The sequence below is a fragment of the Sphingomonas sp. genome, assembly GCF_041661885.1.
Classification (GTDB): domain Bacteria; phylum Pseudomonadota; class Alphaproteobacteria; order Sphingomonadales; family Sphingomonadaceae; genus Sphingomonas.
The window spans coordinates 1-26166 of the sequence record NZ_JBAZTL010000005.1 but is presented as its reverse complement, the minus strand read 5'-3'; the positions used below and the strand labels follow the sequence as shown (position 1 = coordinate 26166).

General features: G+C 63.1%; 26 protein-coding genes, 1 tRNA gene and 1 pseudogene. 20 read left to right on the top strand and 8 right to left on the bottom strand.

Annotation, left to right across the window (positions count from 1 at the left end; translation table 11 throughout):
- The first annotated feature begins 21 nt into the window (after nt 1–21).
- Genes WC704_RS10720 through WC704_RS10705 form a run of 4 tightly spaced genes read left to right on the top strand, consistent with a single transcriptional unit; the run spans nt 22 to nt 3510 of the window.
- Complete coding sequence (locus WC704_RS10720) at nt 22–1119, top strand: ABC transporter permease (RefSeq protein ID WP_372889915.1); 1098 nt, start codon at nt 22–24, stop codon at nt 1117–1119.
- The gene (locus tag WC704_RS10715; RefSeq protein ID WP_372889914.1) at nt 1119–1940 is read left to right on the top strand and encodes an ABC transporter ATP-binding protein; all 822 of its coding nucleotides are present in this window, start codon (nt 1119–1121) and stop codon (nt 1938–1940) included. The genes WC704_RS10720 and WC704_RS10715 overlap by 1 nt, the downstream gene beginning before the upstream one ends.
- Entirely contained in the window at nt 1940–2911 is a 972-nt protein-coding gene (locus WC704_RS10710) for an MlaD family protein (RefSeq protein ID WP_372889913.1), read from the top strand. The genes WC704_RS10715 and WC704_RS10710 overlap by 1 nt, the downstream gene beginning before the upstream one ends.
- A complete protein-coding gene (locus WC704_RS10705) occupies nt 2908–3510 on the top strand; it encodes an ABC-type transport auxiliary lipoprotein family protein (RefSeq protein ID WP_372889912.1) in 603 nt (200 codons plus the stop codon). Before WC704_RS10710 ends, WC704_RS10705 begins: the two co-directional genes overlap by 4 nt.
- A 3-nt stretch (nt 3511–3513) precedes the next feature.
- Here WC704_RS10705 and WC704_RS10700 read toward each other — a convergent pair whose 3' ends face one another.
- Nucleotides 3514–4413: a peptidylprolyl isomerase gene (locus WC704_RS10700; RefSeq protein ID WP_372890208.1), complete on the bottom strand. Its 900-nt coding sequence runs from the start codon at nt 4411–4413 to the stop codon at nt 3514–3516.
- 116 nt (nt 4414–4529) lie between these two features.
- Between WC704_RS10700 and WC704_RS10695 the strand changes: the two genes are divergently transcribed.
- Nucleotides 4530–4620, top strand: a tRNA-Ser gene (locus WC704_RS10695).
- Between the two features lie 302 nt (nt 4621–4922).
- Complete coding sequence (gene arsA, locus WC704_RS10690) at nt 4923–6719, top strand: arsenical pump-driving ATPase (RefSeq protein ID WP_372889911.1); 1797 nt, start codon at nt 4923–4925, stop codon at nt 6717–6719.
- A gap of 17 nt (nt 6720–6736) precedes the next feature.
- Here the strand turns inward: arsA and lgt are convergent, their stop codons facing one another.
- Nucleotides 6737–7600, bottom strand: a complete 864-nt coding sequence (gene lgt / locus WC704_RS10685; protein WP_372889910.1) for a prolipoprotein diacylglyceryl transferase — start codon at nt 7598–7600, stop codon at nt 6737–6739.
- Nucleotides 7601–7728: 128 nt separating this feature from the next.
- Here lgt and WC704_RS10680 point away from each other — a divergent pair, with 128 nt between their 5' ends.
- Complete coding sequence (locus WC704_RS10680) at nt 7729–9480, top strand: chloride channel protein (protein ID WP_372889909.1); 1752 nt, start codon at nt 7729–7731, stop codon at nt 9478–9480.
- Here the strand turns inward: WC704_RS10680 and trxC are convergent.
- A complete protein-coding gene (gene trxC, locus WC704_RS10675) occupies nt 9477–9932 on the bottom strand; it encodes a thioredoxin TrxC (protein WP_372889908.1) in 456 nt (151 codons plus the stop codon). The two genes, WC704_RS10680 and trxC, sit on opposite strands and share 4 nt — an antisense overlap.
- 195 nt (nt 9933–10127) lie before the next feature.
- On the opposite strand from trxC, the gene WC704_RS10670 reads away from it, so the two are divergent.
- The gene (locus WC704_RS10670; protein ID WP_372890206.1) at nt 10128–10787 is read left to right on the top strand and encodes a peroxiredoxin; all 660 of its coding nucleotides are present in this window, start codon (nt 10128–10130) and stop codon (nt 10785–10787) included.
- Nucleotides 10788–10790: 3 nt separating this feature from the next.
- Nucleotides 10791–11171 carry an ArsR/SmtB family transcription factor gene (locus tag WC704_RS10665; RefSeq protein WP_372889907.1) on the top strand — a complete coding sequence of 127 codons (381 nt, stop codon included), beginning with the start codon at nt 10791–10793 and terminating at the stop codon, nt 11169–11171.
- Nucleotides 11172–11194: 23 nt separating this feature from the next.
- On the opposite strand, the gene WC704_RS10660 is transcribed toward WC704_RS10665, so the two are convergent.
- The 4 genes from WC704_RS10660 to WC704_RS10645 are packed head-to-tail and all read right to left on the bottom strand — an operon-like array spanning nt 11195 to nt 16169.
- Complete coding sequence (locus WC704_RS10660) at nt 11195–11545, bottom strand: ArsR/SmtB family transcription factor (protein ID WP_372889906.1); 351 nt, start codon at nt 11543–11545, stop codon at nt 11195–11197.
- Nucleotides 11542–14775 (bottom strand): efflux RND transporter permease subunit, encoded by a 3234-nt coding sequence (locus tag WC704_RS10655; RefSeq protein ID WP_372889905.1) that lies wholly within the window; start codon nt 14773–14775, stop codon nt 11542–11544. The genes WC704_RS10660 and WC704_RS10655 overlap by 4 nt, the downstream gene beginning before the upstream one ends.
- The gene (locus tag WC704_RS10650) at nt 14772–15803 is read right to left on the bottom strand and encodes an efflux RND transporter periplasmic adaptor subunit (protein WP_372889904.1); all 1032 of its coding nucleotides are present in this window, start codon (nt 15801–15803) and stop codon (nt 14772–14774) included. The genes WC704_RS10655 and WC704_RS10650 overlap by 4 nt, the downstream gene beginning before the upstream one ends.
- A gap of 27 nt (nt 15804–15830) precedes the next feature.
- The gene (locus WC704_RS10645) at nt 15831–16169 is read right to left on the bottom strand and encodes a rhodanese-like domain-containing protein (protein WP_372889903.1); all 339 of its coding nucleotides are present in this window, start codon (nt 16167–16169) and stop codon (nt 15831–15833) included.
- A gap of 98 nt (nt 16170–16267) precedes the next feature.
- Here WC704_RS10645 and WC704_RS10640 point away from each other — a divergent pair, with 98 nt between their 5' ends.
- From WC704_RS10640 to WC704_RS10590, 11 genes and pseudogenes are all read left to right on the top strand, one after another.
- On the top strand, nt 16268–17548 hold the full coding sequence (locus WC704_RS10640) for an NAD(P)/FAD-dependent oxidoreductase (protein WP_372889902.1): 1281 nt from the start codon (nt 16268–16270) through the stop codon (nt 17546–17548).
- Nucleotides 17549–17580: 32 nt separating this feature from the next.
- A complete protein-coding gene (locus WC704_RS10635; protein ID WP_372889901.1) occupies nt 17581–17784 on the top strand; it encodes a DUF2892 domain-containing protein in 204 nt (67 codons plus the stop codon).
- Nucleotides 17781–19052: a TolC family protein gene (locus tag WC704_RS10630; RefSeq protein ID WP_372889900.1), complete on the top strand. Its 1272-nt coding sequence runs from the start codon at nt 17781–17783 to the stop codon at nt 19050–19052. Before WC704_RS10635 ends, WC704_RS10630 begins: the two co-directional genes overlap by 4 nt.
- 8 nt (nt 19053–19060) lie before the next feature.
- Entirely contained in the window at nt 19061–19438 is a 378-nt protein-coding gene (locus WC704_RS10625) for a carboxymuconolactone decarboxylase family protein (protein ID WP_372889899.1), read from the top strand.
- A 22-nt stretch (nt 19439–19460) separates the two neighbouring features.
- The gene (locus WC704_RS10620) at nt 19461–20375 is read left to right on the top strand and encodes an MBL fold metallo-hydrolase (protein WP_372889898.1); all 915 of its coding nucleotides are present in this window, start codon (nt 19461–19463) and stop codon (nt 20373–20375) included.
- A gap of 7 nt (nt 20376–20382) precedes the next feature.
- Entirely contained in the window at nt 20383–21162 is a 780-nt protein-coding gene (locus WC704_RS10615; RefSeq protein WP_372889897.1) for a sulfite exporter TauE/SafE family protein, read from the top strand.
- A gap of 240 nt (nt 21163–21402) precedes the next feature.
- Nucleotides 21403–21663 (top strand): annotated as a pseudogene (locus tag WC704_RS10610) (TrbI/VirB10 family protein); the annotation flags it as partial.
- 9 nt (nt 21664–21672) lie between these two features.
- On the top strand, nt 21673–21903 hold the full coding sequence (locus WC704_RS10605) for a DUF2274 domain-containing protein (RefSeq protein ID WP_372889896.1): 231 nt from the start codon (nt 21673–21675) through the stop codon (nt 21901–21903).
- Nucleotides 21900–22106, top strand: coding sequence for a helix-turn-helix transcriptional regulator (locus WC704_RS10600; RefSeq protein WP_372889895.1), 207 nt, complete (start codon nt 21900–21902; stop codon nt 22104–22106). Before WC704_RS10605 ends, WC704_RS10600 begins: the two co-directional genes overlap by 4 nt.
- Nucleotides 22107–22199: 93 nt before the next feature.
- Nucleotides 22200–23531: a hypothetical protein gene (locus WC704_RS10595; RefSeq protein ID WP_372889894.1), complete on the top strand. Its 1332-nt coding sequence runs from the start codon at nt 22200–22202 to the stop codon at nt 23529–23531.
- Nucleotides 23532–23570: 39 nt separating this feature from the next.
- Entirely contained in the window at nt 23571–24278 is a 708-nt protein-coding gene (locus WC704_RS10590) for a hypothetical protein (RefSeq protein WP_372889893.1), read from the top strand.
- Nucleotides 24279–24331: 53 nt separating this feature from the next.
- Here the strand turns inward: WC704_RS10590 and WC704_RS10585 are convergent, their stop codons facing one another.
- Nucleotides 24332–25636, bottom strand: a complete 1305-nt coding sequence (locus WC704_RS10585) for a tyrosine-type recombinase/integrase (RefSeq protein ID WP_372889892.1) — start codon at nt 25634–25636, stop codon at nt 24332–24334.
- Between the last annotated feature and the right edge of the window lie 530 nt (nt 25637–26166).

Here is a 26166-nt window from a genome sequence, read left to right as displayed (position 1 = left end):
TTGCAGCAGAGAAGGCACCAGATGACCGATATGGCCGCCTTTTCGTTCGACCGCGACACCGTGCGCTTCACCGGCAGCCTGTCGCTGGCGGCGATCGGCAGCTTGCCCGAGCAGCTCCGCACTTTCCAGGGGCAGGTTGCGCATGTGGATTTGAGCGCGGTCACCCGAATCGATACGGTCGGGGCGTGGCTGATCCACCGCTTCGCCGCCGAACATGATGCGGATGTCACCGGCCTCGATGCCGATGGCAAGCATCTGCTGTCGCAAGTCGCCCATGCCGATCAGCCAGTGGCCATGCGCCCCGCCTCCCTTGGCAGCTTCACGCGCGTCGTTGGTGAAATCGGCGATGCCGTCGTCCAGACCGGGCGCACCTTATATGGTCTGCTCGGCTTTCTTGGCGCGACGTTGATCGCCTTCTGGCACGTTACCACGCATCCCCGGCGATTTCGGTTCAATGCGGTGATCCAGCGCTTCGAAGTCGTCGGGGTCAGCGCGCTCGGCATCATCGGCCTGATGAGCTTCCTGATCGGTGTCGTCATCGCGCAACAGGGCGCGGTGCAGTTGCAGCAGTTCGGCGCGGAATTTCTGACGATCAATCTGGTCGGCCGCATCACCTTGCGCGAGCTGGGCGTGCTGATGACCGCAATCATGGTCGCCGGGCGATCCGGCTCGGCGTTCGCGGCGCAGATTGGCACGATGAAGTTGACCGAAGAGGTCGATGCGATGCGCACGATCGGCGTATCGCCGATGGAGGCGCTGGTGCTGCCGCGCGTGCTGGCATCGGTCATCATGATGCCGTTGCTCGGCATGTATGCCTCGCTCTGGTCGATCATCGGCGGCGGGCTGCTGTGCTGGATTACGCTCGACATCCCGCCGGTCACCTTCATCCAACGGCTGCGTGAGGTGGTGCCGCTTACCGATCTTTATGTCGGACTTATCAAGGCGCCGGTGTTCGGCCTCATCATCGCCATCGCCGGCTGTTTCCAGGGGATGTTGGTCGAGGGCGACGCCGAACAGGTCGGCACACGCACCACGGCGGCGGTGGTGCAGGCGATTTTTCTGGTGATCGTGCTCGACGCCTTCTTTGCGGTCTTTTTCACCGCAATCGGGTGGAAGTGATGCGCGATACCCACGCGGACGATCCGGTCATCGTCGTGCGCGGCCTGCGCAGCGCGTTCGGCGATCAGGTGGTGCATGACGGCATCGATCTGAGCGTGCGGCGCGGCGAGATTCTCGGCGTGGTCGGTGGGTCGGGCACCGGCAAATCGGTGTTGATGCGGTCGATCATCGGTTTGCAGGTGCCGGTTGCGGGTGAGGTCGAGGTGTTCGGCGAATCGACCGTCAATCGCGAGGAAATCGACCTGATCGGCCTCACCAAGCGCTGGGGCGTATTGTTTCAGGGCGGGGCCTTGTTCTCGACACTGACCGTGGCGGAAAACGTGCAGGTGCCGCTACGCGAATTCTATCCCACTCTGGAGGGGGCGCTGCTCGACGAGATTGCCGCCTACAAGGTGGTGATGACCGGCCTGCCCGCCGATGCCGGCCCGAAATTCCCCGCGGAACTGTCGGGTGGCATGAAAAAGCGCGCCGGGCTGGCGCGCGCACTCGCGCTCGATCCGGAATTGCTGTTTCTTGACGAACCCACCGCCGGGCTCGACCCAATCGGTGCTGCCGCGTTCGACGAGCTTACCGCCTCGCTGCAAAAGACGCTGGGGCTGACGGTGTTCCTCATTACGCACGATCTCGATACGCTGTACGCGATTTGTGACCGTGTCGCGGTGCTCGCCGACAAAAAGGTGATCGCGGTCGGCACGATCGACGAATTGCTCGCGCTCGACCATCCGTGGATCCAGGAATATTTCAAGGGCCCGCGCGGGCGGGCGGCGATCGCGACGGTTCACCACAATGAACAGATCGCGCAAGCGAAAGGCAGTAGCTGATGGAAACCCGCTCGAACCACGTTCTGGTCGGCACCGTCGTGCTGATCCTGCTCGCGGTGATGCTGTTGTTTCTGGTGTGGCTCGCCCGCTGGGGCACCGCCACCAACAAGGAATATGATATCTTCTTCAAGCAGTCGGTCGACGGCCTGGCCGTGGGGTCAGCGGTTGCCTTTTCGGGTGTGCCGTCGGGCCAGGTCAAGGACATCAAGCTGTGGAAGCCCGATCCCCAGCTCGTCCGCGTGCGCATCAGCGTCAATGCCGATACGCCGATCCTGGTCGGCACCACCGCCACGCTGCAAGGCAGTTTTACCGGCACCAGCACGGTGCAGCTCGATGGCGCGATCAAGGGCGCACCGCCGATCACGTGCCCGGCGGTCAACCCGCTCAGCGATTGCCCCAATGGCGTGCCGACGATCCCGACCAAGGCGAGCGGGCTTGGCGCGCTGCTCAGTTCCGCGCCACAATTGCTCGAACGCATCTCGACATTGACCGAGAAACTGTCGGACGTGCTGTCGGAGAAAAACCAGCAATCGATCACCGGTATCCTCGCCAATACCAATCGCCTGACCAAGGCCTTGGCCGATCGCGGGCCCGACATCGCCGCCACGCTCGCCGAAACCAAGACGACCTTGCAAAAGGCCGGGATCGCCGCGGAACAGATCGGCAATCTCGCCGATACCACCAATGGTTTGTTGAAGGATGACATCCATCCGGTGATCGGCAACCTCAACAAGGCGATCGCCAGCGCGCAGCACAGTGTGGAAACGCTCGATGCCGCGATTGGCGATGCGCGTCCGGGCCTGCAGGCCTTCTCCAAGCAGACCATCCCCGAGGTCGGCCAGCTCGTCCATGATCTGCGCCAGATGTCACAAGCGCTTACCTCGGTCACCGAAAAGCTCGATCGCGGTGGCGCAAGCGCGTTGATCGGTCAACCGAAATTGCCCGATTACAAGCCCGGAAAGGGACAGTGACCATGATTCGTTCGTCCACCAGAGCGCTGCTCGCGCTGGCCGCGATGGCGCCGCTGGCCGGCTGCATCAGCTTTGCGGCAAAGCCTCCGCCCTCGCTGCTGACCTTGACCTCCACCGCGACCCTGCCCGCCGGCAACACACAGAATTCGGGCACGGCACCGACCATCACAATCCAGGTGCCCGTTGTCGGCCAGTCGCTTGCGGGCACGCGCATCCCGGTGCAAGCGAGCGAGACCTCGATCGCGTATGTCGCCAAGGCGCAATGGGTCGAGCCGCCCAACCGCATGTTCGCGCGACTGTTATCGGACACGATCCCCGCCAAGACCGGTCGTGTCGTGCTGAGCAGTTCGCAGGCCTTTTCCGATCCCGGCGCGGTCCTCTCGGGCGAGTTGCGCACGTTTGGGGTCGATGCCGCCACGCAGGATGCGGTGGTCACCTTCGATGGCTCGCTGATCCGTACCACCGGCAAGATCGTCGAAAAGCGCCGCTTCGAAGCGCGCGTTCACGTTACCGCGATCGCAGCGGGGCCAGTCAGCGTCGCGCTCAACCAGGCCGCCAACACCGTTGCGGGCGAGGTGGCCGACTGGGTCGGCAAATAAGCCTCACTGCGGTGCCGCGGCCTTGCGCACCGGCACCGGCAAATTGCACAGGTCTGCAGCGCCCGCAGGTACAGTAAAGAACGGCCCACCGCGATTGGCGCGTGCCTCCAGCGTGGCGGCGAACACGGGCGCGTCGGGCCTGAGATATTGGAAAGCGGGCCGCTCCCCCGGCGGCAAATCGGCCGCGAGGACGATACGCTTGATCGGCACGCGCATCTTGGCATCTTCATACAGGCCAAGCCCCCCGCCGGTGCCGCGCGGCAGCGCCGACAACGCCGCCATTCCGTCGATCACACGCCCGACCAGGGCGATGTTGCGATCGAGATGGCGCGGGGCATGGCCGATCACGGTATAGAGGTCACCGCCAGTGCCGGTATCGGGTGCGAGATCGCGCGCCACGCCGACCATGCCATAGCAATGCGGCAGCCACTGCGCCTTGCCGTCGCCCGCCACGGCCCAGCCGCTCGGGGTAAAACCCGTGCGCGTCGCATAAGCATCACGATACGGATTGGCGACCGCGCGGCCATGCACGCCCCATGCCCATTCATATTCGGCCGGCGGATGGCGATCGATGCCGGCAGCGGGCGGCTTCTTCTCGCTCGCATCGCCCCATTGCGTGACGTAATTGTCCTGCACGCGGTACACCGTCGCGTCGCTCCACCACCCGCTGCGCGCGATCGTGCGGATATTGGCGATATGCGCCGGGGCAAATTCGGCAGCGAGCCAGATGACACTGCGCTGGCCATCGGCGAAATCGAGCAATAGCAGGTCATTGGGATCGATCCACGCCCAGGCCTCTGCCGGAGCCGCCGCGACAAGCTGTGCGGCGGTTGGCTTGGGTGCGGGCGCAGGCGCGGCGACGGACTGCGCGGCGGCGAGCGAGGCGAGGAGTGGCAGAAGCATGGTCATCACGACACGGTGCCACGCCACCGTCCAGCCACGCAATCCCCGCTGATGCAGAGCAATGCTTGCGCAGTCGTGCAGGACGCTCTAGGGCGACGCTCCTGTCCAGGACATGCGGAGCGGTGGCCGAGTGGTCGAAGGCGCTCGCCTGGAAAGTGAGTATACGTCAAAAGCGTATCGAGGGTTCGAATCCCTCCCGCTCCGCCAAAACCTATTGAAATAATTGGGTAATTTTTAGGAGAATTAACTCCGTCCGGGTCTCCGTCCGGGTTCGAGCGGCGGATTTCTGCGAACCGCTGCGGCCACCCGATAAGTTTCTGCGACGAGCCGCGTAGCGGGCGGGTGTAGCCATTCCAATTTCTCCGGGAATCTACGCATCACTATGTGTTCTAAGTGAGCCTACCCCATTCCACGGAGTGTTCTGATACAGGCATTCACGACACGTCTCGCCAATAGCGGTACTGTTCGGCGGGGCGACCGCTCTCCGGAGTGAAAGAGGATCTGGTCAAATGATGAGCGAAAGTTCCTGGGCCGATCTTCCACGGTTTCTGGCCGAGCCCACTCGATTCCTGTTCTTCACGGGCAAAGGAGGCGTGGGCAAGACGTCGATCGCAAGCGCAGCCGCCCTTTCGCTTGCCGATCGCGGCAAATCGATCCTTCTCGTCAGCACCGACCCTGCCTCCAATCTCGACGAAATACTGGACGTACCCTTGACCAATCAGCCGGTCGCGGTGCCGAATGCTGTCGGTCTGGACGTCCTGAACATCGATCCGACCATCGCGGCAGAAGCTTATCGCACGCGCGTGCTTGCTCAGATGGAGGCCAATGCGAGCGCTCAGGAACGTGATACGGTTCGTGAGCAGCTTTCGGGCGCCTGTACGACCGAGATTGCGGCATTCGACGAATTCGTCGGCCGCCTTGCCGATGCTGACGGCACCTATGATCACATCATCTTCGACACTGCGCCGACGGGGCATACGCTGCGACTGCTCAGCTTGCCCAAGGCGTGGAGCGGGTTCCTCGCGGAGAATGACCAGGGCGCCTCGTGCCTGGGACCGCACTCGGGACTCAAGACGCAGGAGGAGCGCTTCAGAAAAGCCATGGCGACGTTGTGCGATCCGGCAGCCACAACCGTCATACTCGTGACGCGCCCGGAACGCGGCGCGATCGCCGAAGCGGGCCGAACCTCGACCGAGTTGGCGGTGCTGGGGCTCAGCAACCAGCATCTTGTTGTGAACGGCCTTTTCCGCGCCAGCGACCCATCCGATGCGACAGCGGCATCGCTGGAGGCGCAGGGACAGCAGGCGCTGGCAGAGATGCCAGCCGTGCTCCGAAAGCTTCCACGCGACGACATAGCGCTGTGCCCCTTTGAGATGATGGGCCTTGACGCTCTGCGTTCAATCCTGTGCCCTGGTCCATTGTCGTCGAGCCGTGGCGAACCCGCCGTTGCTGCGCCGTGGGTCGGCGATCTACCCGGCCTCGATCGACTGATCGACCTGCTCGCAGCGGACGGCAAAGGGCTGGTCATGGTGATGGGAAAAGGCGGCGTGGGCAAGACCACCATCGCCGCTGCCATAGCGCTGGGGCTCGTCGCGCGCGGCCATGGCGTGCATCTCAGTACCACTGACCCCGCCGCCCACCTGGCAATGACGATGACCGGGAACGTCGCCGGCCTTCTCGTCGACCGAATTGACCCCAAAGCGGAAACCGAGCGGTACATCGCCAAGATCATGGAGCAAAGAGGCGGCACGCTCGATGCGCAGGGTCAGGCCCTGCTGCGCGAGGACTTGGCCTCGCCTTGCACGGAGGAAGTCGCCGTCTTCCATGCCTTCTCGCATATCGTCGCCGAGGCGCGCAGCGCGTTTGTCGTGCTGGACACGGCCCCCACCGGTCACAGCCTTCTGCTAATGGATGCGACCGGCGCCTATCACCGCCAAATGACACGGCAATCGACTTTGCACGACCTTGCCGGCCGCATAACTACGCCGCTGATGCGGCTCCAGGATCCCGACTATACGCATATTCTGCTGGTTACCCTTGCGGAGACCACACCTGTCTCGCAGGCAGGCGCATTGCAGGACGATTTGCGGCGCGCGCAAATCGAGCCTTTTGCCTGGATCATCAACAAAAGCCTGCTGGCGGCTGGCTCGAGCGATCCACTGCTGCGCCAGCGGCTCAGCGGCGAGCTGAAACAGGTCGATCGCATACGCGGATCGATTGCTAAGCGACTGTTCTTTGTGCCTTGGCAGGCCACACCGCCGGTGGGCGTCCCCGCGCTCGCACGGCTCGCCCATGACCGCGCATGAACTGCATTACGGGCGTTTCAAAAAAGACTTGGACAATCGGAAGCGCCTGCCGAGACGACGGGTCGAATTGTTGCACGTAGAACTATCAGGAATCCGGCGAAGACCATCGGCACGCAAAGCCACTGACCCATATGAAGACCTGTCGCGGAGGCAAAGGCAGCCAACTGTTGATCGGGCTCGCGAATGAACTCGACGAAGAACCGGAAAACGCCGTAGCCCAGGACGAACGCGCCACTCAGCAACCCAGGTCGACGGCGCGCACTGGTGAAACGGAATAGGCACCAGAGCAAGAGGAATAGGATCGCCCCCTCCAGCATCGCTTCGTAGAGTTGGCTGGGATGGCGTGGGAGAGGCCCGGCGCCTGGAAAGACAATTCCCCATGGCAGGTCTGTCGGCCGTCCCCGAAGCTCACCATTCACGAAATTGGCGAGACGACCGAGGAACAGTCCGATCGGTGCGGACATTGCGACATAGTCGATGATCCGCAACCAATTTAGACGATGTCGCTGGGAGAACAGGAAAATGGCGATCGCAACGCCCAGCGCGCCGCCGTGAAACGACATGCCCCCAGCCCAAAGCTGGAATATCTTCAAGGGCTGCGCGAGATAGGTTCCAGGGTCGTAGAAGACCACATAGGCGAGACGCCCACCGAGGATGATGCCCGCGGTGACCCATGTCACCAAAGCATCAGCCTGCTCCTTCGTCATGGGGGCGCCGTCATCGGCGAGCAGCTTCACCAGATAGAACCAGCCGAGGAGAATGCCGGCTATGTAGGCCAGGCTGTACCAGCGCAGCGCGAATGGACCGATCTGAAGCAGCACGGGATTGAGGTGCAGCGACGAAAAATAGATCGCGGTTGGGACGTGACCCGCGAGACTCATGCGACAGTCCGATCTAAGGAGAAAATTGCTCAATCGCATTTTCGAGACTCGTGCTCAAACGGTAATCCTTGCCATGTTTCCAGTCATTTCAGTTGCGCCTGCAGATCAGGCGGACACCATTTCGCCCCATGAATGAGCGCCCGTTGCGGCCTTCGGCGCTCCTTTACCTCGCAAGGCGCATCTTCCGATCGAGCGAAGCCAGCTTCATCCTTCTCGCCGTGGTTGTCGGCATTGCGGCCGGGCTCGTTGCCGCAGCGCTGAGCAGTATCGCGCATCTTTTCCAATCCGCGCTCTATGACCTCAATTTTGACGACCGGCTGAGCGGCCTCGCCATCATCTCTCCCATCCGTCTGCTGGCACTGCCCTTGGGCGGCGCGCTACTGGGAGCGATCATCCTCATCGTCCGCAAGCACAAGCGCACCGCGATCGACGTGGTCGAAGCCAATGCCTTGCATGGTGGGCGCATTCCGTTTCGCGACACACTGCTGGTTTCTGGTCAAACCCTGCTCTCCAACGGTTGCGGCGCGTCCGTCGGCCTGGAAGCCGCATATGCACAGGCCGGAGGCGGCATCGCATCGCTGATTGGCCAATGGCTCAATCTGCGGCGCAACGATATGCGCGTGCTCGTGGGGGCCGGAGCAGGTGCCGCCATCGGCGCGGCGTTCGGCGCACCGCTGACCGGTGCCTTTTACGCCTTTGAAATCGTCATCGGCGCCTATACGCCGGCGAGCATCGCGCCGGTGCTGGCTGCCACTATTGCCGCAGTGATCACGGCCCGCACTCTGGGCGCGACGCCCTATCTCATTGCGGCAACCAGCAGCCAAAATCTCGCGACCATCGACTATCTGCTTTACGCAGTGCTCGGCCTGATCGCGGCCATGCTTGGCATTGCGCTCATGCGTCTGGTCTCGTTCGCGGAAGCGACCGTTCGGCATACCAGGCTGCCGGAATGGTCGCGTCCGGTCTTGGGCGGGCTAATTCTCATGCCCATTGCCATGATCTCGCCCCACGCGCTCTCGGCCGGGCACGGTGCCCTGCATCTGACCATTGGCGGCGAACTCGCTTTGGGCATGCTGACGCTGATCTTTGGCTTGAAAGCCCTCGCATCGATCGTGTCGCTCGGCTTCGGGTTCCGCGGCGGCTTGTTTTTCGCGTCATTGTTCCTGGGCGCCTTGCTTGGCCAGATCCTGGCGGGTCTTTGGGCACTCATTCCCGGGGCGGTCACTCTCTCACCGGTGGATGCAGCGCTTGTCGGCATGGCGGCGCTCGCGGTCGCGGTGGTCGGCGGCCCGATGACAATGTCGCTCCTGGTGTTGGAGGCCACGCATGACTTCGAGATCACCGCGGTCGTCCTGACTGCCACGCTATGTTCGAGCGCGCTGGTACGCGAGCGCTTCGGCTATTCCTTCTCGACCTGGCGATTGCACCTGCGTGGAGAAGTCGTCAGAAGCGCGCGCGACGTCGGGTGGATGCGTCTACTGACAGCGCGCCGCATGATGCGCACCGCACCGGCCACTGCGTCGCCGACCCTGTCGATGGCTACCTTCAAGGAGCAGTTTCCGCTGGGCTCGACGAGCCGGGTTTTGCTCGAAGATCATGACGGGTACTATGCCGGCCTGGTGCCGACGGCATCGGTCTATGCCGACACAGGCCCGACTGACCGCATGATATCCGAGCTTTCGATCCTGCGCGACGCCACCCTGTCTCCCGATATGCCGATCGGTGCGATCATGGAGCGCTTCGACGAGAGCGAAGCCGACGACCTGGCGGTCGTCGATCCCGCAGGGCGCATCCTGGGCATGCTGACCGAGAAATATGTCCGCAAGCGCTATGCTGACGAGATCGATCGGTCGCAGCGGGATCTGTACGGCGAAGACTAGCCGGGAGGCAGGTGCTGATTGACCCAACTTGTGATGGCGCGTTGGTCCATGGTGCCAGCGCTGCGCGCGATCTCACGTCCGCCAGAAAACAGGATGAGCGTTGGAATCGACCGAATCGCGAACCGGGCGGCAACGGCCTGTTCTGCTTCGGTGTCGACCTTCAGCAAACGCACCCTTGGTTCGAGACCCTTGGCCGCGGCGGCAAAGGCAGGAGCCATCGCCTTGCAAGGCCCGCACCAGCTTGCCCAGAAATCGACGAGGACGGGTAGCGAGCCTGTCTTCACATGGCGATCGAACGCCTGGCCACTTACAGCAACCGGCGCTCCCTGAAACAGCATCTGGCTGCAGCGCCCGCATTTCGGGCTTTCCGAGATGCGGGTGGCCGGAACGCGATTTGCCGTCGCGCAGGAGGGGTAGATGATGACGACAGGATTAGCCAACGCTGCATTCATCCCGCAATTCCCCGTAATTGATATGCCTTGCCCGCGTCCAATGGAAGGCCCGGAGTCATTCCCTTCGGGCGCGCCGGAAGCCATGTGGCACATCGTCTCGACATTCCCGCAACCAAATCCTCAATTTATCGCTTACATTTGTAATGTAATCGTGTAGGGAATAATGCCAAGATGTGTGAGACGGAATTTTCCGAAATGGAAGAAACATCGGCCGGTATGGGCGGCACCCCACAGTGTCTGCAGATCGGCGATCCGGCCCCCAATTTCCAGGCGCGAACGACGATGGGGGTGCTCAACCTCTCCGACTTTCGCGGCCGATGGTTGATCCTGTTCTCGCACCCCGCCGATTTCACCCCGGTCTGCACCAGTGAGTTCGTCGCCCTGTCAAAGGCGAACGACCGATTTGAGGCGCTCAACGGCGCGCTGCTCGCCGTCTCGGTCGACAGTCTCTATTCGCATCTGGGCTGGATCCGCGCGATCCGCGACGGGTTCGGCGTCACGGTGAGCTTCCCGATTGTCGAGGATCCATCGCTGATCATCGGGCGGGCCTACGGCATGATCTCAGATCGCTCGCCCGACGCGGCCACGATGCGATCGACCTATTTCATCGATCCCGACGGGATCATCCGCGCGATGATCTGCTATCCCGCGACGATCGGACGCTCGGTCGATGAGATGCTCCGGGTGTTGGCCGCCCTGCAGATTGTCGATGCCGATCATGTCGTGACCCCGGAAGGCTGGCATCCCGGCGACGCGGTGCTGTTGCCGCCCCACCAGGACCAGGCTGCTCTGCTGGCCGCGGCGGATGACCCGCTGTGGTTTTACCGCAGCAAGCCGCAGCCGCAGAAAGGGTAGGCGATGGCTGACACTTTGCCCGCCCCGGATCTCGAAGCGCTCGCCGAAGTGATGCGCACCTTGGGCCATGATACCCGCCTCCGGCTGATCGCCACCCTGCTCGCGCAAGGCGAGAAGTCGGTCGGCGAAATCGAGGCTTTGACCGGCGTCGGCCAACCGGGGCTGTCGCAGCAGCTCGGCGTGCTGCGCAAGGCTGAATTGGTTCAGACCCGGCGCGCCGCAAAGCAGGTCTATTACAGTGTGGCGTCGGATGCGTTCATCGCGGCGGCGGCCTTTCTCGCCGCGCTTGCAAGGACTGGACCTGTCGAAATGGCAGCTCGGGCTGACCGAAAGGCGGCGTCGCCGGCACGTGGATCGGCTGCCATGTTCGCCAAGATCCTTTAGTTCCCCCGGCGGCCGGTTGTTGGTTACGGTGCGCGCTCTGCAGCGGGCACGCCGGTGACTTGCTCGCCGAACTGATCACACAGGAAAGCCATCAAGGCCTGCACCCTGATATCGGCGATGCGATAGAAGATCGTGGTGTTCTCGCGCCTGGTCTGGACCAAGCCGCCCTCGCGCATGCGGGCGAGATGCTGCGACACGCTCGACTGCGACAGGCCGCACAAGCCGACCAACTCGCCGACCGATGCCTCGCCTTCGCGCAGGCGGCAGAGCAGGAGCAAGCGCTGTTCATTAGCAACGACCTTGAGAAACACGGCAACCTCGGTCGCGCGTTCGCACAGCATTTCCACCGCACTGTCGGTCATCGTCATCGTCATTTGCTTCCCGGTCTCCCGTCGTCACGCAGCACCACGTAGATGGCGGGGATAACCAGCACGGTAAGCAAGGTCGAGGAGGCGAGACCGAAGAGGAGCGAAATGGCGAGGCCCTGGAAGATCGGATCGGTGAGGATGACGGCAGCGCCGATCATCGCTGCGGCGGCGGTGAGGACGATCGGCTTGAACCGGATCGTCCCCGCCTCGATCAACACGTCGCGCAGCGGCTTGTCGGGCGTCGCGGTATGCCGGATAAAATCGACCAGCAGGATCGAGTTGCGTACGATGATGCCGGCCAGCGCTATGAAGCCGATCATCGAGGTGGCGGTAAACGGCGCGCGGAACAGCATATGGCCGATGACGATGCCGACCAGAGTCAGCGGGACCGGCGTCAGGATCACGAGCGGTAGCCTGAAGCTGCGGAACTGGGCGACGACGAGGACGTATATGGCGAGCAGCGCGACCATGAACGCGGCACCCATGTCGCGGAAGGTGACCCAGGTGATCTCCCACTCACCGTCCCAGAGCAGGCTGGTCGCCTTTTCGTCGGTGGGTTGGCCGGCCAAGCGGATCACTGGTTTTTGCAGTCCCTTGGCGGCCCAATCGTAACTATCGACAGCGCGGTCCACCGCCAGCATGCCGTAGATCGGTGCCTCATAATCACCCGCCAGTTCGGCGGTCACCATATCGGCATAGTGCCCGTCGCGCCGGAAGATGGCCGGGCTACTCTGCTCCTGCCGTGCATCGACAATAGCACCGAGTTCGACCAGTTTTGGACCGGTGGAGCCTTGCGAGACCGCCACCGGCGTGCTGGCAAGCGTCTGCGTCCAGCTTCGCGCGGATTGTGGGAGCGCGATGGTGACCGGCAGCGGCGTCCGTTCATCGCCGCGCGGGGCATAGCCGACGGTTTTGCTGCCCAGCAAGGCACCGATTGAGTCGTTGATGTCGCGTGTCGAGAGACCGTAATAGTCGATCCGGTCGCGCCGCGGGATCAGCCGGAGCTTGGGGCGGGGCTGGCCGAAGCTATTGTCGACGTCGACGATATAGGGGATGGACTTGAAGATCTTTTCCAACTCGGTCGCCGTCGCACGTCGGCTCTGCGCGTCCGAGCCGTAGATCTCGGCGAGCAAGGTGGCCAGCACCGGCGGGCCCGGGGGTGTCTCGACGACCTTGATCGACGCGCCCTTTGGCAGTTTCAACGCCTTGAGCTTTTGGCGCAGGTCGAGCGCGATCTGGTGGCTCGAGCGGTCACGGTCGCCCTTGGGTAGCAGCATCACCATGACATCGCCCATCTCCGGGCGGCTGCGCAGGAAATAGTGGCGCACGAGCCCGTTGAAATTGAACGGCGCGGACGTGCCGAGATAGGCTTCCATCGCGGTCGCCTCGGGCAACTCGCGGGTCAGGCGGGTGACATCTTCGAGGACGCGGCCCGTGCCTTCGAGGCTGGTGCCCTCGGGCATGTCGACCACGACCTGCACTTCGGACTTGTTGTCGAAGGGGAGCAGCTTGACCGTCACCGCCTTGAAGTAGAACATCGAGCAGGCCAGCAACGTGGCGAAGCCGACCGCGATCAGGAAATTGCGCGCCGATTTGCGATCGTCAATGACCCGGTGCGCAACCCGCGCGTAGACGCGGCCGAGCTTGCCGCCGCTTGCGTCATGCCCGTTCCCGTGATCGCCATCCGCGCCATCGGCCGCCAGCGTCTTGCGCGCGAAGCGGATCATCAGCCACGGCGCAATGACCACGGCAACGAAGAAGGAAAAGACCATCGCGGCCGACGCATTGACGGGGATCGGCGCCATGTACGGCCCCATCAGGCCAGAAACGAATAGCATCGGCAGCAGTGCCGCCACGACGGTCAGCGTCGCGACCACCGTCGGGTTGCCGACTTCGTCGACCGCTTCGATCGCCGCTTGCGTCCGGGTGCGATCATCGGGCATCGCCCAATGGCGGGCGATATTCTCGATCATGACGATCGCGTCGTCGACGAGGATGCCGATCGAGAAGATCAGCGCGAACAGGCTGACCCGGTTGATCGTGTAGCCCATCAGGTTCGAGGCGAACATGGTCAGCAGGATCGTCGTCGGGATCACCACGGCCGTGACCCCGGCCTCACGCCAGCCAATCGCGAAACCGATCAGGACAACGATCGAGATCGTCGCGAGCGCGAGGTGGTAGAGAAGTTCATTGGCCTTCTCGTTCGCGCTCGCGCCATAGTTGCGCGTCACCGCGACATCGACGCCATCGGGAATGAGTATCCCCTTGAGGCTTTCAAGGCGGGCGAGCACTGCCTCGGAGACAACCACGGCATTGGCGCCCGACCGCTTGGCGATCGCGATGCTGACCGCGGGCGCACTCGACCAGCGCCCGTCATTGCGTGCCCAGCGCCAGGCCCGCGCCTGGTCTTCGCGCGGCCCCTGGGTGACGGAGGCGACATCGCGCAGATAGACCGGCGCTCCTGTCACTGACCGGACGGTGAGCATGCCGACGTCCTGTGCCGACGAAAGGGTCTGGCCTGCGGTGACCGTGACAGCTTGCCCGCCTTCGCGGATGCTCCCGGCGGGGAAGCTGCGATTGGCCTGCGCTGCGGCATCGATCACACCGCCCAAAGGCACGCCATATTGGCTGAGCTTGCCGGGATCGGGCGCGATGCGAATTTCTTCGGGCCGCCCGCCGGTCAGGAAGGTAAGGCCGACATTGTCGACCTTGGCAATCTCGGTCCGCAAGCGACCGGCGAGCGCATAGAGCGTCTGGTCGTTGTATTGCCCGGCCGCGCCGGGCTTGGGCGAAAGCGTCAGAACGATGGCGGGGACATCATTGATCCCGCGCACTGTAACCTTGGGGTCGGGGATGCCGACCGGTATGCGATCCCAATTGGCGCGAAGCTTCTCGTCGATCCGGGTCGCGGCGTCCTCGGGGTTCGATCCGACCAGGAAGCGCGCGGTGACCATCACTCCATCGTCTTCGGCCTGGGTATAGACATGCTCGACCCCGTCGACGCTCTTGACGATGGTCTCGAGCGGAATGCCGACCAGCTGAACGGCATCGGGCGCCGATAAGCCCGGCGCCATAACCTGGATATCGACCATCGGCACGCTGATCTGCGGCTCTTCCTCGCGCGGGATCGTGAAGAGCGCGAGCAGGCCGATGGCGATCGCGGCCAGCAGGAACAGCGGCGTCAGAGGCGAGGTGATCGTCGCGCGGGTCAGGCGTCCTGAGAGGCCGAGATTCACTTGCGGCTTCCTGGAGCGAAGAGGGTGTCGCCAGCGGTTATGCCGCCGAGGATTTCAATCCTGTCGGGGTCAGCCGTCGGCGCGGTCTGGACCGCGACCGCGCTGATGCGTCGGTCGGGGGTGACGACATCGACATAATCGATACCGTAGCGGGTCGAAATGAAGCGGCGTGGAACGACTATGGCCCGGCGCTGACCGACCTCGATCATCACACCGACGCGACGTCCGACCAACTGGGTGGTAAGGCCGGGCACGGTTGCATCGACCTGCACACGGCCGCCGGCGATCGCAGGATAGACTTGGCTGACCTGCCCATGGCGCGATCCGTCGGGCAAATCTCCCTCGGCAACCGCAACATGTGCGCCGACATGAACGGCGCTTGCCAGCGATTCGGGGAGATCGAGCCGGAGGACCGGCGGGCCTGCGGTGATCGTCGCGATCGACATGCCCGGCGCCACGACCGAGCCCGCAGGGATATCGGCGCGTAAAACACGGCCGGTGGCCGGTGCGAGGACCGCGCCCTGTCCAGCAACGCTCGCGCTCGCATTCTGCTGGGCGCGAGCGGCTGCGACCTGAGCATCGGCCGCGCGCGCTATTGCAACCGACTGTTCGAGGCGAGCCTTTGCATAGACATTGTGATTGTAGAGATCCTGGACCCGGGCAAGGTCACCTCTTGCGCGCGCTGCTTCGGCTTGCGCGGCCGCCACCTGCGCGCCCGCCGCGCTCGTCTCATAGCCAAGGCGCGAATCGACGATCGACCCGATGCGCTGGCCCTTGGTTACCATGTCGCCAGCGCGAACCGAAAGACTGACCAACGTGCCTGGGATGCGGGCCAGCGCCTGGGCCTGATCACGCGTGGTGATTTCGGCACCGACGGCCTTCATGTCCGTGATCTGGGCAAGGGCCACGGTCAGCCGTTCGCCGACAGGCAGGGCCGCAGCCTTTTCCTCGCTCGGCGCGCTACCGCCACAACCGGTCAGCGTCAGCGTCAGTGCCGCGCCAGCGACCATCCATGCCCATTTTGTCACTGCCGACGGCTCCCCTGTTGCATGGCCTTAACCGCGTTCGACCGGCAGACCGGCGGCCTTCCAGGCGCCAATGCCGCCAGCGAGATGCGTGTCGATGCTCGACTTCGCGCTGACGCAGCGGTCGAGCGCGAGGCCCGACCGCTTGCCGCCGGCGCATTGGAGCACGATCGTTCGGCCCGCTGCATCCGGAACATTACGCGGTGCGAATGTCGAAAGCGGGGCGTTTACTGCGCCCTTGATATGCTCGGCGGCAAATTCGTCGGGTTCCCGCACGTCGACGAGGAGCGCTGAACCATCGGCCAGCATTGCTTTGAGAGTCTGCGCGTCGATTTCCCGGTGCGCCTTGGTCTTGCTGAATCCGAACATGCCCGGGCCTCCTGATTGGATCATCAATTTGTATATTGCATATATCGTGTAATCATTATATTCAGTCAAGCACGATATTGAGGCGAGGAACCGACATCATGAACAAACCGAAGATCGTGGTGCTGGGCGCCGGCTTGGGCGGCACCATCGCCGCCTACGAAATCCAGGCCGCCGCCAAGGGCCGCGCCGAAGTCATGATGGTGTCGGACACGGAAACCTATTCGTTCATCCCTTCGAACCCGTGGGTGGCTGTCCGCTGGCGTGAACCCGCGGCGATCCAGGTGCATCTGCCGCCGATCTTCGCCAAGAGGAAGATTGGCTTCACGGCGGTGGGGGCGAAGCGATTGCACGCCACCGAGAAACGCCTTGAACTCAATGACGGCAGCAACATCAATTACGACTATCTCGTAATTGCGACCGGCCCTGATTTAGCGTTCGACGAAATCGAGGGATTGGGGCCGCATGGCGGCCACACCGTTTCGATCTGCCAGACCGCGCACGCCTCGGCTGCGGCGGACGCATTCGATCGGTTCGTCGAAAATCCAGGCCCTATCGTCGTCGGCGCGGTGCAGGGCGCGTCCTGCTATGGCCCGGCTTACGAGTTTGCGCTGATCCTCGACACCGAACTTCGCCGGCGCAAGATCCGCGACGAGGTGCCGATGACCTTCGTCACCGCCGAACCCTATATCGGCCATCTCGGGCTCGACGGCGTCGGCGACACCAAGGGCCTGCTCGAAAGCACATTGCGCGAGCGCCACATCAAATGGGTCACCAACGCGCGCGTCGCGAAGGTTGAAGCGGGCATGATGCATGTCGAGGAGATCGCGGAAGGGGGCGCGGTCGCCAAGACGCACGATCTGCCGTTCGCATTCTCCATGATGCTGCCGGCTTTCCGCGGCGTGGCGGCCGTGCGCGATATTCCGGGCCTCACCAACCCGCGCGGCTTCATCCTGATCGACAAGCACCAGCGCAATCCGGCCTTCCGGGAGATCTTCGCGCTCGGCGTCTGCGTCGCGATCCCGCCAACCGGGCCGACGCCCGTGCCGGTCGGCGTTCCCAAGACCGGCTTCATGATTGAGAGCATGGTGACCGCGATCGCGGCTAATCTGGACGCGATCCTCGACGGCAAGGAGCCCACCGCCGAGGCGACCTGGAATGCGGTGTGCCTCGCCGACTTTGGCGATGGCGGCGTCGCCTTCGTCGCGCAGCCGCAGATTCCCCCGCGCAACGTCAATTGGGCGGCGAGCGGAAAATGGGTCCATTTCGCCAAGATCGGCTTCGAGAAATATTTCCTACGCAAGGTGCGCAAGGGCGAAAGCGAGCCCTTCTACGAGAAGCTCGCGCTCCACGTCATGGGCATCAAGAAATTGCGGATGTGACCGCCTCGTTCGACACGAAAAGGAACAGCACAATGACTCTCGATCGCGCCGTCATGATCTTCGCAGGCACTGTCGTCCTCTTGGGGATCGTCCTGTCCTTCACCGTCCATCCCTGGTGGATCGGGCTCAGCGCCTTTGCCGGGCTCAATATGATCCAGGCCGGCTTCACCGGCTTTTGTCCGGCAGCGATGGTCTTCAAGGCGATGGGCGTCCGTCCGGGCAACGCCTTCAAATGACGGTCAAGCGCCGCATTGCGCGCCTGATGCTGTGGCTTGCCACCCCGCTGGCGCTGAGCACCGCGGCGCACGCTACGACGCTTGAAGAGGCGCTTGCGGCGGCCATCGCGCATGCGCCAGAGATTGCCGCGGCCGACGCGGATGCGGATGCCGCCAAGGCGCGGCTCGAACAGGCGAAGGCGGGCCGACTGCCGACCGCGACGCTCAGCGGCACGATCGGCTATGGTCGGCTCGATCCGCGCGGCTTCTTCGGACTTGGCGCGGCGAATGTGACGCCGCGCGCCGCCCAGATGACGATCGAGCAGCCCCTCTTCACCGGGGGCAGGGTCGGCGCCGGGATCGATCAGGCCCGCGCCGGTATTGCCGGCGCCGAGGCCGGGCAGATCGGCATGCGCAGCCAGCTCGTCATGGCGGTGACCCAAGCCTATGGCGACCTGCTGACAGCCGCGCACATGGTCGATCTCTACGGCCGCCTTGTCATCCAGACGACCGAGATCGAGCGCCAGGCCCGGCTCAAGTTTCGCGCAGGTGAGAGCCCCAGCACCGACGTCTCCCAGGCGAGTGCCCGGCTTGCCGAGGCGCGCGCCGGGCTTGCCCGCTCACAAGGGATGCAGGTCTCGGCGCAGGCGCATTTCCGTAACCTGACAGGGCTTGAGCCCGTCGATCTGCAGCCGCTCCCATCCAATCCCCTGCTTCCCGCCACGCTCGACGAGGCGATGGATGCGGCAATCCGCAGCAATCCCGCGCTGGCGCAGTCCGAAGCCAGCCTGCGCGCCGCTCAGGCCGCGGCTCGCGGTGCGCGCGCGGAGCGCCTGCCTACGGTCGGTGCCTTCGTGGAAGGCGCCACGGTACGCGATCAGTTCTTTCCCGACTATCGCGCGGACAGCGCGACCGTGGGCATCCGCGCGCGCTGGGAGCTGTTCAGCGGCGGCCGGGTCTCGGGCAAGGTCGCCGAAACCGATAGCGGCGTCCGGGCAGCCGATGCGCGGGTACGGGCCATGCGGATGCAGATCGAGGAACAGGTCATCTCCGCCTTTCAGGACGTTCGTACGGCGCAACTGGTCGAACAGGCGGCTACCGAACAGGCGAGCGCCGCGGCGCAAGCGCTCGAGAGCGTGCGACACGAGGTTCGGGTCGGCATGAAGCCGCAGCTCGACCTGCTCGATGCCGAGCGCGAATCGATTGCCGCTGAGGCAGGCGCCGCGCGGGCCGGCACCGACCGCATCGTAGCGGCCTACCGGCTGCTGAGCCTGATGGGCCGCTGCTGACATGAGGGATGACCAAGATGCATAAGGATTGGCCGGAAATGGCCGCGCAATTGACCGGCGCGATCAAGGAAGTACGCCTGGGCAGTCCAGAGGTGACGAAGGCCTTCTCGGCGATGGCCAGGGCCGCGACCGAAGCAGGTACGCTCGACACCAAGACCAAGGAATTGATCGCGCTCGCCATCTCGGTGGCGATCCGCTGCGACGGCTGTGTCGCCTTTCATAGCCAGGCGGCGGTCAGGCAGGGCGCGACCCGCGAGCAAATCATGGAGGTCATGGGCATGGCGCTCTACATGGGCGCGGGGCCGAGCCTGATGTACGCGGCCCAGGCGGTAGAGGCCTTCGACCAGTTCACGGCGCAAGCCGGCGCTGCACCGACAAGCGCTTAGCAGGCCGTTCGTGGAGCACGACATGACCGATTTTCCTCTCAGCCATGCCGTCCGCCTTGTGGAGGCGGCACCCGGCAGCGTGATCGTGCACACCGTCTTCGACGAGGTGACCTTCACCGCGAGCCATATCGTCAGCGATCCGGCAACCCGCAAGGCGGCGATTATCGACAGCGTGCTCGATTTCGATCCGGCTTCAGGCCGAACCTCGCATGGTTCTGCCGACCAGGTGATCGCCTATGTCGAGGCCCAAAACCTCGAGATCGAGTGGTTGCTCGAAACCCATGTCCATGCCGATCATCTTTCGGCGGCGCCCTATCTGCATGAGCGGCTGGGCGGCACTCTTGCGATCGGACGCGATATTCTGACGGTCCAGTCGGTCTTCGGGACGATCTTCAACGAAGGTCCGGACTTCGCGCGGGACGGATCGCAATTCGATCGACTGCTGGAGGATGGCGAATGCTTCCGGCTCGGATCGCTCGAGGCGATCGCACTCCATGTCCCGGGCCACACCCCGGCCGACATGGCCTATGTCATCGGTGACGCAGCCTTTGTGGGCGATACGCTTTTCATGCCCGATTACGGTACTGCCCGTGCGGACTTCCCCGGCGGGGACGCCGGGACATTGTTCCGATCGATCCACCGCCTGTTAGGGCTCCCGGACCGGACCCGGCTATTCCTCTGCCATGATTACAAGGCACCGGGCCGTGAGCATTTCGTGTGGGAGACGACGGTGGCGGATGAACGACAGGGCAACGTCCATGTCCATCCGGGCGTCTCCGAAGAGGCCTTCGTCGCGATGCGCGAAGCGCGCGACGCCACACTCGGCATGCCGCGCCTGATCCTGCCCTCGATTCAGGTGAACATGCGCGGCGGCAACCTTCCCGAGCCCGAGGATAACGGTACGCGCTATCTCAAGCTTCCCTTGAACAGCTTGTAACGCGCTTATGCTCGAGCCCGTCCAATATCTGCTGGGTGCCGCTTCGGGTTCGCTTGTCGGTTTCACGCTGGGACTGGTCGGGGGTGGCGGCTCGATCCTGGCCGTTCCCCTCATGGTCTATCTTGTGGGCGTCACCTCGCCGCACGTCGCTATCGGCACCAGCGCGCTCGCCGTCGCTGCCAATGCCGGCGCGAACCTCATTCCCCATGCCCGGCAGGGCACGATCAAATGGCGCTGTGCGGGCATGTATGCTCTTGCCGGCGTGCTCGGCGCCTATGGCGGTTCGACGCTGGGCAAGGCATTCGACGGCCAGCACCTTCTCCTTCTGTTCGCGATGCTCATGCTGGTGGTCGGCGCGCTGATGCTGCGCAATCGCGACAACCTGGGCAATCCCGACGTACAGTGCCGGCGCGAAAATGCCCCCAAGGTCATCGCCTATGGCAGCGCGACAGGTCTTTTTTCAGGGTTCTTCGGCATTGGCGGCGGCTTTCTTATCGTACCGGGCCTTATGGCCTCTACCGGCATGCCGATGATCAATGCGGTTGGCTCCTCGCTCGTCGCGGTGACAGCCTTTGGCCTGACGACAGCGCTCAACTACGCCTTTTCCGGGCTGGTCGATTGGGGCCTGGCCGCGACCTTCATTGGCGGCGGTATCATCGGCGGTGTCACTGGGGCAGCCGCATCCCGGCGGTTGTCCGCCCGCAAGGGCCTTCTCAACAGCGTCTTTGCGGTGCTGATCTTCTGTGTCGCCCTCTACATGCTCTGGAAAAGCTGGTCCGCAATGTGACACCTGCTCCAGCAGGATCGTCGAGCAACCCGACCGCTGCGGCACTCCGATTCTGGCAATGCCCCGCCAATGCCGTTGGTATTGCTTCTCGGAATCAGGGTGTTAGTCTGGCAGGGCGCCGCCAGGGTGGCGCCGAGGCTTGAGAACCTCGCTTGGGAAAGTCTGACCCGCCATCGACGCGGCCGGGTGGCCGACGCGCATGTCCAAGCCGCTTGCGGCCAAAGGCGTCGGCGCATGTCTCAAGTCGATTTCCACACCTGGACACTGCTCAAGGGCGTTGCGATCTCGACTCTGCTGGGCGTGGGCGCGAACGTGACCTTCTCCGGGGAGAGCGATCTCGTCCAGGCGATCCGCGAATCCACCCAGCAGAATGTATCCCGCGCCGGCGACCAGATCACGTCCCGCAACCTTCAGATCCAACCGACCATTACGATCCGGCCCGGCGCCCCGGTCCGGCTAGTCGTGCATCGCGATCTCATCCTGGCACCCTGGAAGGAATAGGAGCCCGATATGTCTGATCTCAAGCTTGCTCGCCTGCCGGATAGAACGCCGGTGAAGTTGACCGTTAGCATCGCCCCTGACCTTCAACAGGCGCTAGCGGACTATGCGACGATCTATCAGCAGACCTATGGCGAAGCGCAGACGGTCGCCGAACTCGTCCCGCACATGCTTGCTGTCTTCCTTGCGAGTGACCGCGGCTTTGCAAAGGCGCGTGAAGGACTGGCGGAGCGGCGCAAATGACGGCCGAACCCGATGCGGCGCAGCCGGAAAGGTTGCTCAGGCTGGCGGAAGTTCGCCATCGGGTGGGCTTGGGCAAGACCATGATCTACGCCATGATCGGCGATGGGCGCTTCCCGAAGCCATACAAGATCACCGCCGCCGCTGCACGATGGAGCGAACGCGAGGTCGAAGCGTGGATCGAACGCGTCGTTCGCGGAAATTGAAATAGCCGGAAACGTAAGAGGCCAATTTGTCTGCCTCTTTACCGACCGTTGTTAAACCGTCACGACTTCGCGCAGTCGATGACGGAGGAATGGGTGGGCCTGACCAACACAAGATTGCAGCATGCGGTGGGCCAAGGCTTTTTCCACACCGCCGAGCTTCATGAGGGGAGCACGCTGCGACTTCGCTACGTCTATGATTGTGGAGCGATGACAAAATACCAGGTGGCTCGTTCAAACTGCATTAAAGAGCATATCAAGTCGGTTGGAGCGCGCTCAAAGCTCGATCTTCTTTTCATATCCCATGTCCATGCCGATCACCTGAACGGCTTGACCCAACTTCTCGACAGCAAGAAGGGCGTTGCGGTCGATACGATCGTATTGCCATTCTTCAATGTTGCCGATCGCCTGATCGCCTATGCGCGCGACGCCATCGACGACCCCGCAACGCTGCTTGACGACTTCTATCGGGAGTTCGTGATCGACCCGACAACGGCGCTGTCGGGATTTCGTCCACGTCAGATACTTTTCATGGTTCCCGGTGGTCCAGACAGTCCCGGTGCGCCGGATCTGGACGGCGGCAGGCCCGAAGGGCCTGACGGCTACGACATACAAGGTTTGCGCGACGAAAAAGGTCAGGTGACTTGGAAGCCACTGGGCCGGGGATGGATCAATTCTCCGAACGGCCGACCCCGGGCAGAGTCGGCGCTTCCTGGCCCGATCGTCGCCACTCTGCCCGATAGCGTTGGGCTGGTTTCTCCCAGCATTGATCCCAACCTGGGGTTGTGGCTTCTCTCTCCCTTCGTCGATCCGGCGGTTGATGCACAGCAGGCCGTGTTTTTCCGCGCTCTGCTAAAGGCGCTCAACCACGGCGTTTCCGCCAAGGCCAAGATGAAGGCTGCGGCCTTGAAGCCCTGGCTTGCCGTGCCGGCCAATCTGCGGGATCTCGTTACAAATCGGACGGGTGACCTGACACAGGCATATTCTACCGTCTCGAAGAACCTCAACATCACCTCGATGTGTCTGTATTCTGGACCGCTCCCCGACGGCATCGTTCGACCGGAAGGGCATTATGGGACTTTCGGCATCTGGAACGCGCAGGGCAAAGGCGGAATAGCCTGGCTGGGAACGGGGGACGCGGCGCTGAAGGAAAAGGCCCGACGGCGGCGGTTCCTCGCGCACTATCGCAAGCTCCTCGACGAAGTCGTCACACTGACTGTCCCGCACCACGGATCGGAAGGCAATTTCGATGCCGAACTCCTCACCAAAATAGACCCCAGTTTCTGCATAGTTGCCGCCGATGCAATCGGCACGTGGAGGCACCCCGGCACGGCGGTCGTGCAAGCCGTCGCATCCCATGGCCTCTTCCTGTCGGTCGTGACTTCCGACACCAAGTCATGCGTGCGCGAAGAGGTCATGATCGGCTGAAGACCGTCCACAAGCGGGAGTGAAAAAGTGGAAGATGGCTTGCTCGTTCTCAAGCGTCATATCGACACTCGCAGCATCGCCGCACTCATCGAGCGAACTGCGCGTTGGGTCGACCCAGAGACCTTCAGGCTCCTGCCGGTATGGTTTCCCGAGTTTGCACGGCGTGGCGCGCTTTACAACGCGAACTGGTCAATCCGCCGGCAAAACACCAACCGCCAGTCAGGCGACGTCACCGACAAAATCGAGGGCAACACTCAAGCAAACAAAGCGCTATGCGAGGCTATGGGCATCACCCTCAAAGAAAGGCCACATTGGACTTGCTGCCATATCTGGGGGGTCGATGATCCGAGCTTCGTAAAGGCCAACTCGGTCGTGCAGGACCATCGCTTTTTCTCCTGCGTGGCCAACATGGTCCTGCTGCCAACGCCATTGAAAGCGTTCACCGATGTCATGCCGGAGGTGAAGGCGATGCTCCGCCGGTGCTCCGGCGATCTTTTTGGCTGGTCCTGCGACCATCCCGACCTGTTGCCGCAGGCTGGCGACGCCTTCGACTCCGCCGATTATCCCGAGAGTTGGAGGCACGCCGCGTCGGGAACCGTGCCCGGGATCGTTCCGATCAACGACAAGGTCCGGGCCAATGCGCGAAAGCGCAGGGTCGCGATTACGCGCGATCTCGAGAACGCGGGCGAATTCTACCCTCGACAGAAAGTCCGGGACGCGCTCGCCTATTGGAAGATCGTGCTATGAGGCAGTCTGCCTCGCGGCCTGCGGAATGGGCTATATTGCCAGCATTAAAGGGCTCAGGCGGGCACTGGCGAGGGAGCTTTAGAATCCGCCAATTTAATGCTGCCTCGTTTCATCGGACTGCGCTTCTGAACCGGAAGTAGATAATCCTGCCATTCCTGCATTAGGGCGCGTCGCTTTAGGAACGCGTCGCCGCGCCGATAGGCCCGGGTCGTCTCGTCACCGATCTGGTGCGCCAGCGCCTGCTCTACGAGCGACTCTGGATGATCGGTCATGTCACCCATGTAATCGCGAAAGCAGCTTCGCATGCCGTGAACTGTGAAATACCCGAGCTTCATCCTACGCAACACCATCGTCATCGCCATCTGCGACAAGGGCCTGCCCGGCTTTTCGCCTGGGAAGACATATGTATCCGGTGCCTTGTTTGACGTTCTAGCCTGTGCCTTGATGAGTTCGACGGCGTGGCTGGGCAACGGCACGCGATGCTCTATCCCCATCTTCATCCGCTCGCCCGGCACCGTCCACACGGCCTGCTCAAGGTCGATCTCCGACCACGTCATCTGCAGCGTTTCGTTGGTCCGGGTTGCGCACAATATCGTCAGTTCGAGCGCCCGCGCAGCCGTTGCGGGGCGCCGCCGCAGTTTGCCAAAAAAATCAGGCAGATCATCAAACGGCATCGCCGCGTGATGCTTGACCTGGGATTTCTTGGGCGGGCGGGGCAGGAGATGTATCAGATTACCACGCCACCGCGCAGGGTTCTCCCAAGGACTGACGATGTGCTTAGACGCCTTTGCCGCATCCAGGATGTTCTCGATCCGGCCTCGAAGGCGACCGGCAGTCTCGGGAACCTTGCGCCAGATGGGACGAAGGACGGCAACCACGTCATCCGACGTGATCGTGTCGACAGGCATGTCCAGAAGCGACTTGGCATGCGTCTTGATCGTGTTGCGCCACTGCTGCCGATGCTTGGGATTCTTCCAGCCGTCCTCGTGGGCATCGATGTACGTATCGGCGAACTGGCCGAAGGTCGGGACGCTGGGAATTTCGTCCGCGGCATCGTCAGTGGCCGCGGGAGCTTCCTGCTCAGCCTCTTTCGCACGACGCTCTTCGATTGGATCAAGACCCTGCGCCAGTAAGGCACGAGCCTCGGCAGCGAGTTCGCGTGCCGTCGCAAGCGTTATATCGGAGGCGGCACCCAGCCCCATCTCTCGGCGGCGTTTGGATCGCTCCCAAGCGAACACCCATTTCCGGGAGCCGCTGTTGTCAATGCGCAGCCAAAGCCCGCCGCCGTCACCGTGCCAGCCAGACGCCTTGATCGTCTCCACGCGACGGGCGCTCAGCTTGTGCATTGCGCGAGACATTCGAATCCTCCTTCGTCCGTCGAACCCGTCCTTCCGTCCGGGTTCCCATCCGTGTTCTCCGCGTCCGGCTTTCCGTCCGGGTTTGCGTCCGGGTTTGAGTCGCGGAATGGGGCGGAACGCAGCGAACTGGAGCGATCTGCCAAACTGCTTCGAACGACTTAAAACCCTTGATTTTCCAAGGGATAGGTAGCAGAAAACAGTGGAATTTGAAAGCGATGCCAGGGGTGGGTTCGAATCCCTCCCGCTCCGCCAACTACTTCGCTTAAAGCGTTGATCAGAAACGTTTATTTTGTCATCGCGGTGGGCACGCCCCACATATAGCCCCACATCGGGTGTGGCGTCCGGCTCACCCGCCATTCGGCAAGCTGGCTCGGAAGGGTAACATGCCTAAATTCACCTAGATTGACCTGCCCCCCGCTGGTCCCGCAGTCATAACGAGAGTCTGTCGGATTGATATTCTTGCTCGCCCGCCGGCACAAGCGCGCCGGGCGGGACGCTTCTATTTTGCAGGAACGCCCGGCGCGCTTGTG

Bases quoted from the DNA above. Each gene is read 5' to 3' on its own strand.
- WC704_RS10720 (WP_372889915.1), top strand. From the start codon at position 22: ATGACCGATATGGCCGCCTTTTCGTTCGACCGCGACACCGTGCGCTTC.
- WC704_RS10715 (WP_372889914.1), top strand. From the start codon at position 1,119: ATGCGCGATACCCACGCGGACGATCCGGTCATCGTCGTGCGCGGCCTG.
- WC704_RS10710 (WP_372889913.1), top strand. From the start codon at position 1,940: ATGGAAACCCGCTCGAACCACGTTCTGGTCGGCACCGTCGTGCTGATC.
- WC704_RS10700 (WP_372890208.1), bottom strand. From the start codon at position 4,413: ATGCTTCTGCCACTCCTCGCCTCGCTCGCCGCCGCGCAGTCCGTCGCC.
- arsA (WP_372889911.1), top strand. From the start codon at position 4,923: ATGATGAGCGAAAGTTCCTGGGCCGATCTTCCACGGTTTCTGGCCGAG.
- lgt (WP_372889910.1), bottom strand. From the start codon at position 7,600: ATGAGTCTCGCGGGTCACGTCCCAACCGCGATCTATTTTTCGTCGCTG.
- WC704_RS10680 (WP_372889909.1), top strand. From the start codon at position 7,729: ATGAATGAGCGCCCGTTGCGGCCTTCGGCGCTCCTTTACCTCGCAAGG.
- trxC (WP_372889908.1), bottom strand. From the start codon at position 9,932: ATGAATGCAGCGTTGGCTAATCCTGTCGTCATCATCTACCCCTCCTGC.
- WC704_RS10670 (WP_372890206.1), top strand. From the start codon at position 10,128: ATGGAAGAAACATCGGCCGGTATGGGCGGCACCCCACAGTGTCTGCAG.
- WC704_RS10665 (WP_372889907.1), top strand. From the start codon at position 10,791: ATGGCTGACACTTTGCCCGCCCCGGATCTCGAAGCGCTCGCCGAAGTG.
- WC704_RS10660 (WP_372889906.1), bottom strand. From the start codon at position 11,545: ATGACGATGACGATGACCGACAGTGCGGTGGAAATGCTGTGCGAACGC.
- WC704_RS10645 (WP_372889903.1), bottom strand. From the start codon at position 16,169: ATGTTCGGATTCAGCAAGACCAAGGCGCACCGGGAAATCGACGCGCAG.
- WC704_RS10640 (WP_372889902.1), top strand. From the start codon at position 16,268: ATGAACAAACCGAAGATCGTGGTGCTGGGCGCCGGCTTGGGCGGCACC.
- WC704_RS10635 (WP_372889901.1), top strand. From the start codon at position 17,581: ATGACTCTCGATCGCGCCGTCATGATCTTCGCAGGCACTGTCGTCCTC.
- WC704_RS10630 (WP_372889900.1), top strand. From the start codon at position 17,781: ATGACGGTCAAGCGCCGCATTGCGCGCCTGATGCTGTGGCTTGCCACC.
- WC704_RS10625 (WP_372889899.1), top strand. From the start codon at position 19,061: ATGACCAAGATGCATAAGGATTGGCCGGAAATGGCCGCGCAATTGACC.
- WC704_RS10620 (WP_372889898.1), top strand. From the start codon at position 19,461: ATGACCGATTTTCCTCTCAGCCATGCCGTCCGCCTTGTGGAGGCGGCA.
- WC704_RS10615 (WP_372889897.1), top strand. From the start codon at position 20,383: ATGCTCGAGCCCGTCCAATATCTGCTGGGTGCCGCTTCGGGTTCGCTT.
- WC704_RS10605 (WP_372889896.1), top strand. From the start codon at position 21,673: ATGTCTGATCTCAAGCTTGCTCGCCTGCCGGATAGAACGCCGGTGAAG.
- WC704_RS10600 (WP_372889895.1), top strand. From the start codon at position 21,900: ATGACGGCCGAACCCGATGCGGCGCAGCCGGAAAGGTTGCTCAGGCTG.
- WC704_RS10585 (WP_372889892.1), bottom strand. From the start codon at position 25,636: ATGTCTCGCGCAATGCACAAGCTGAGCGCCCGTCGCGTGGAGACGATC.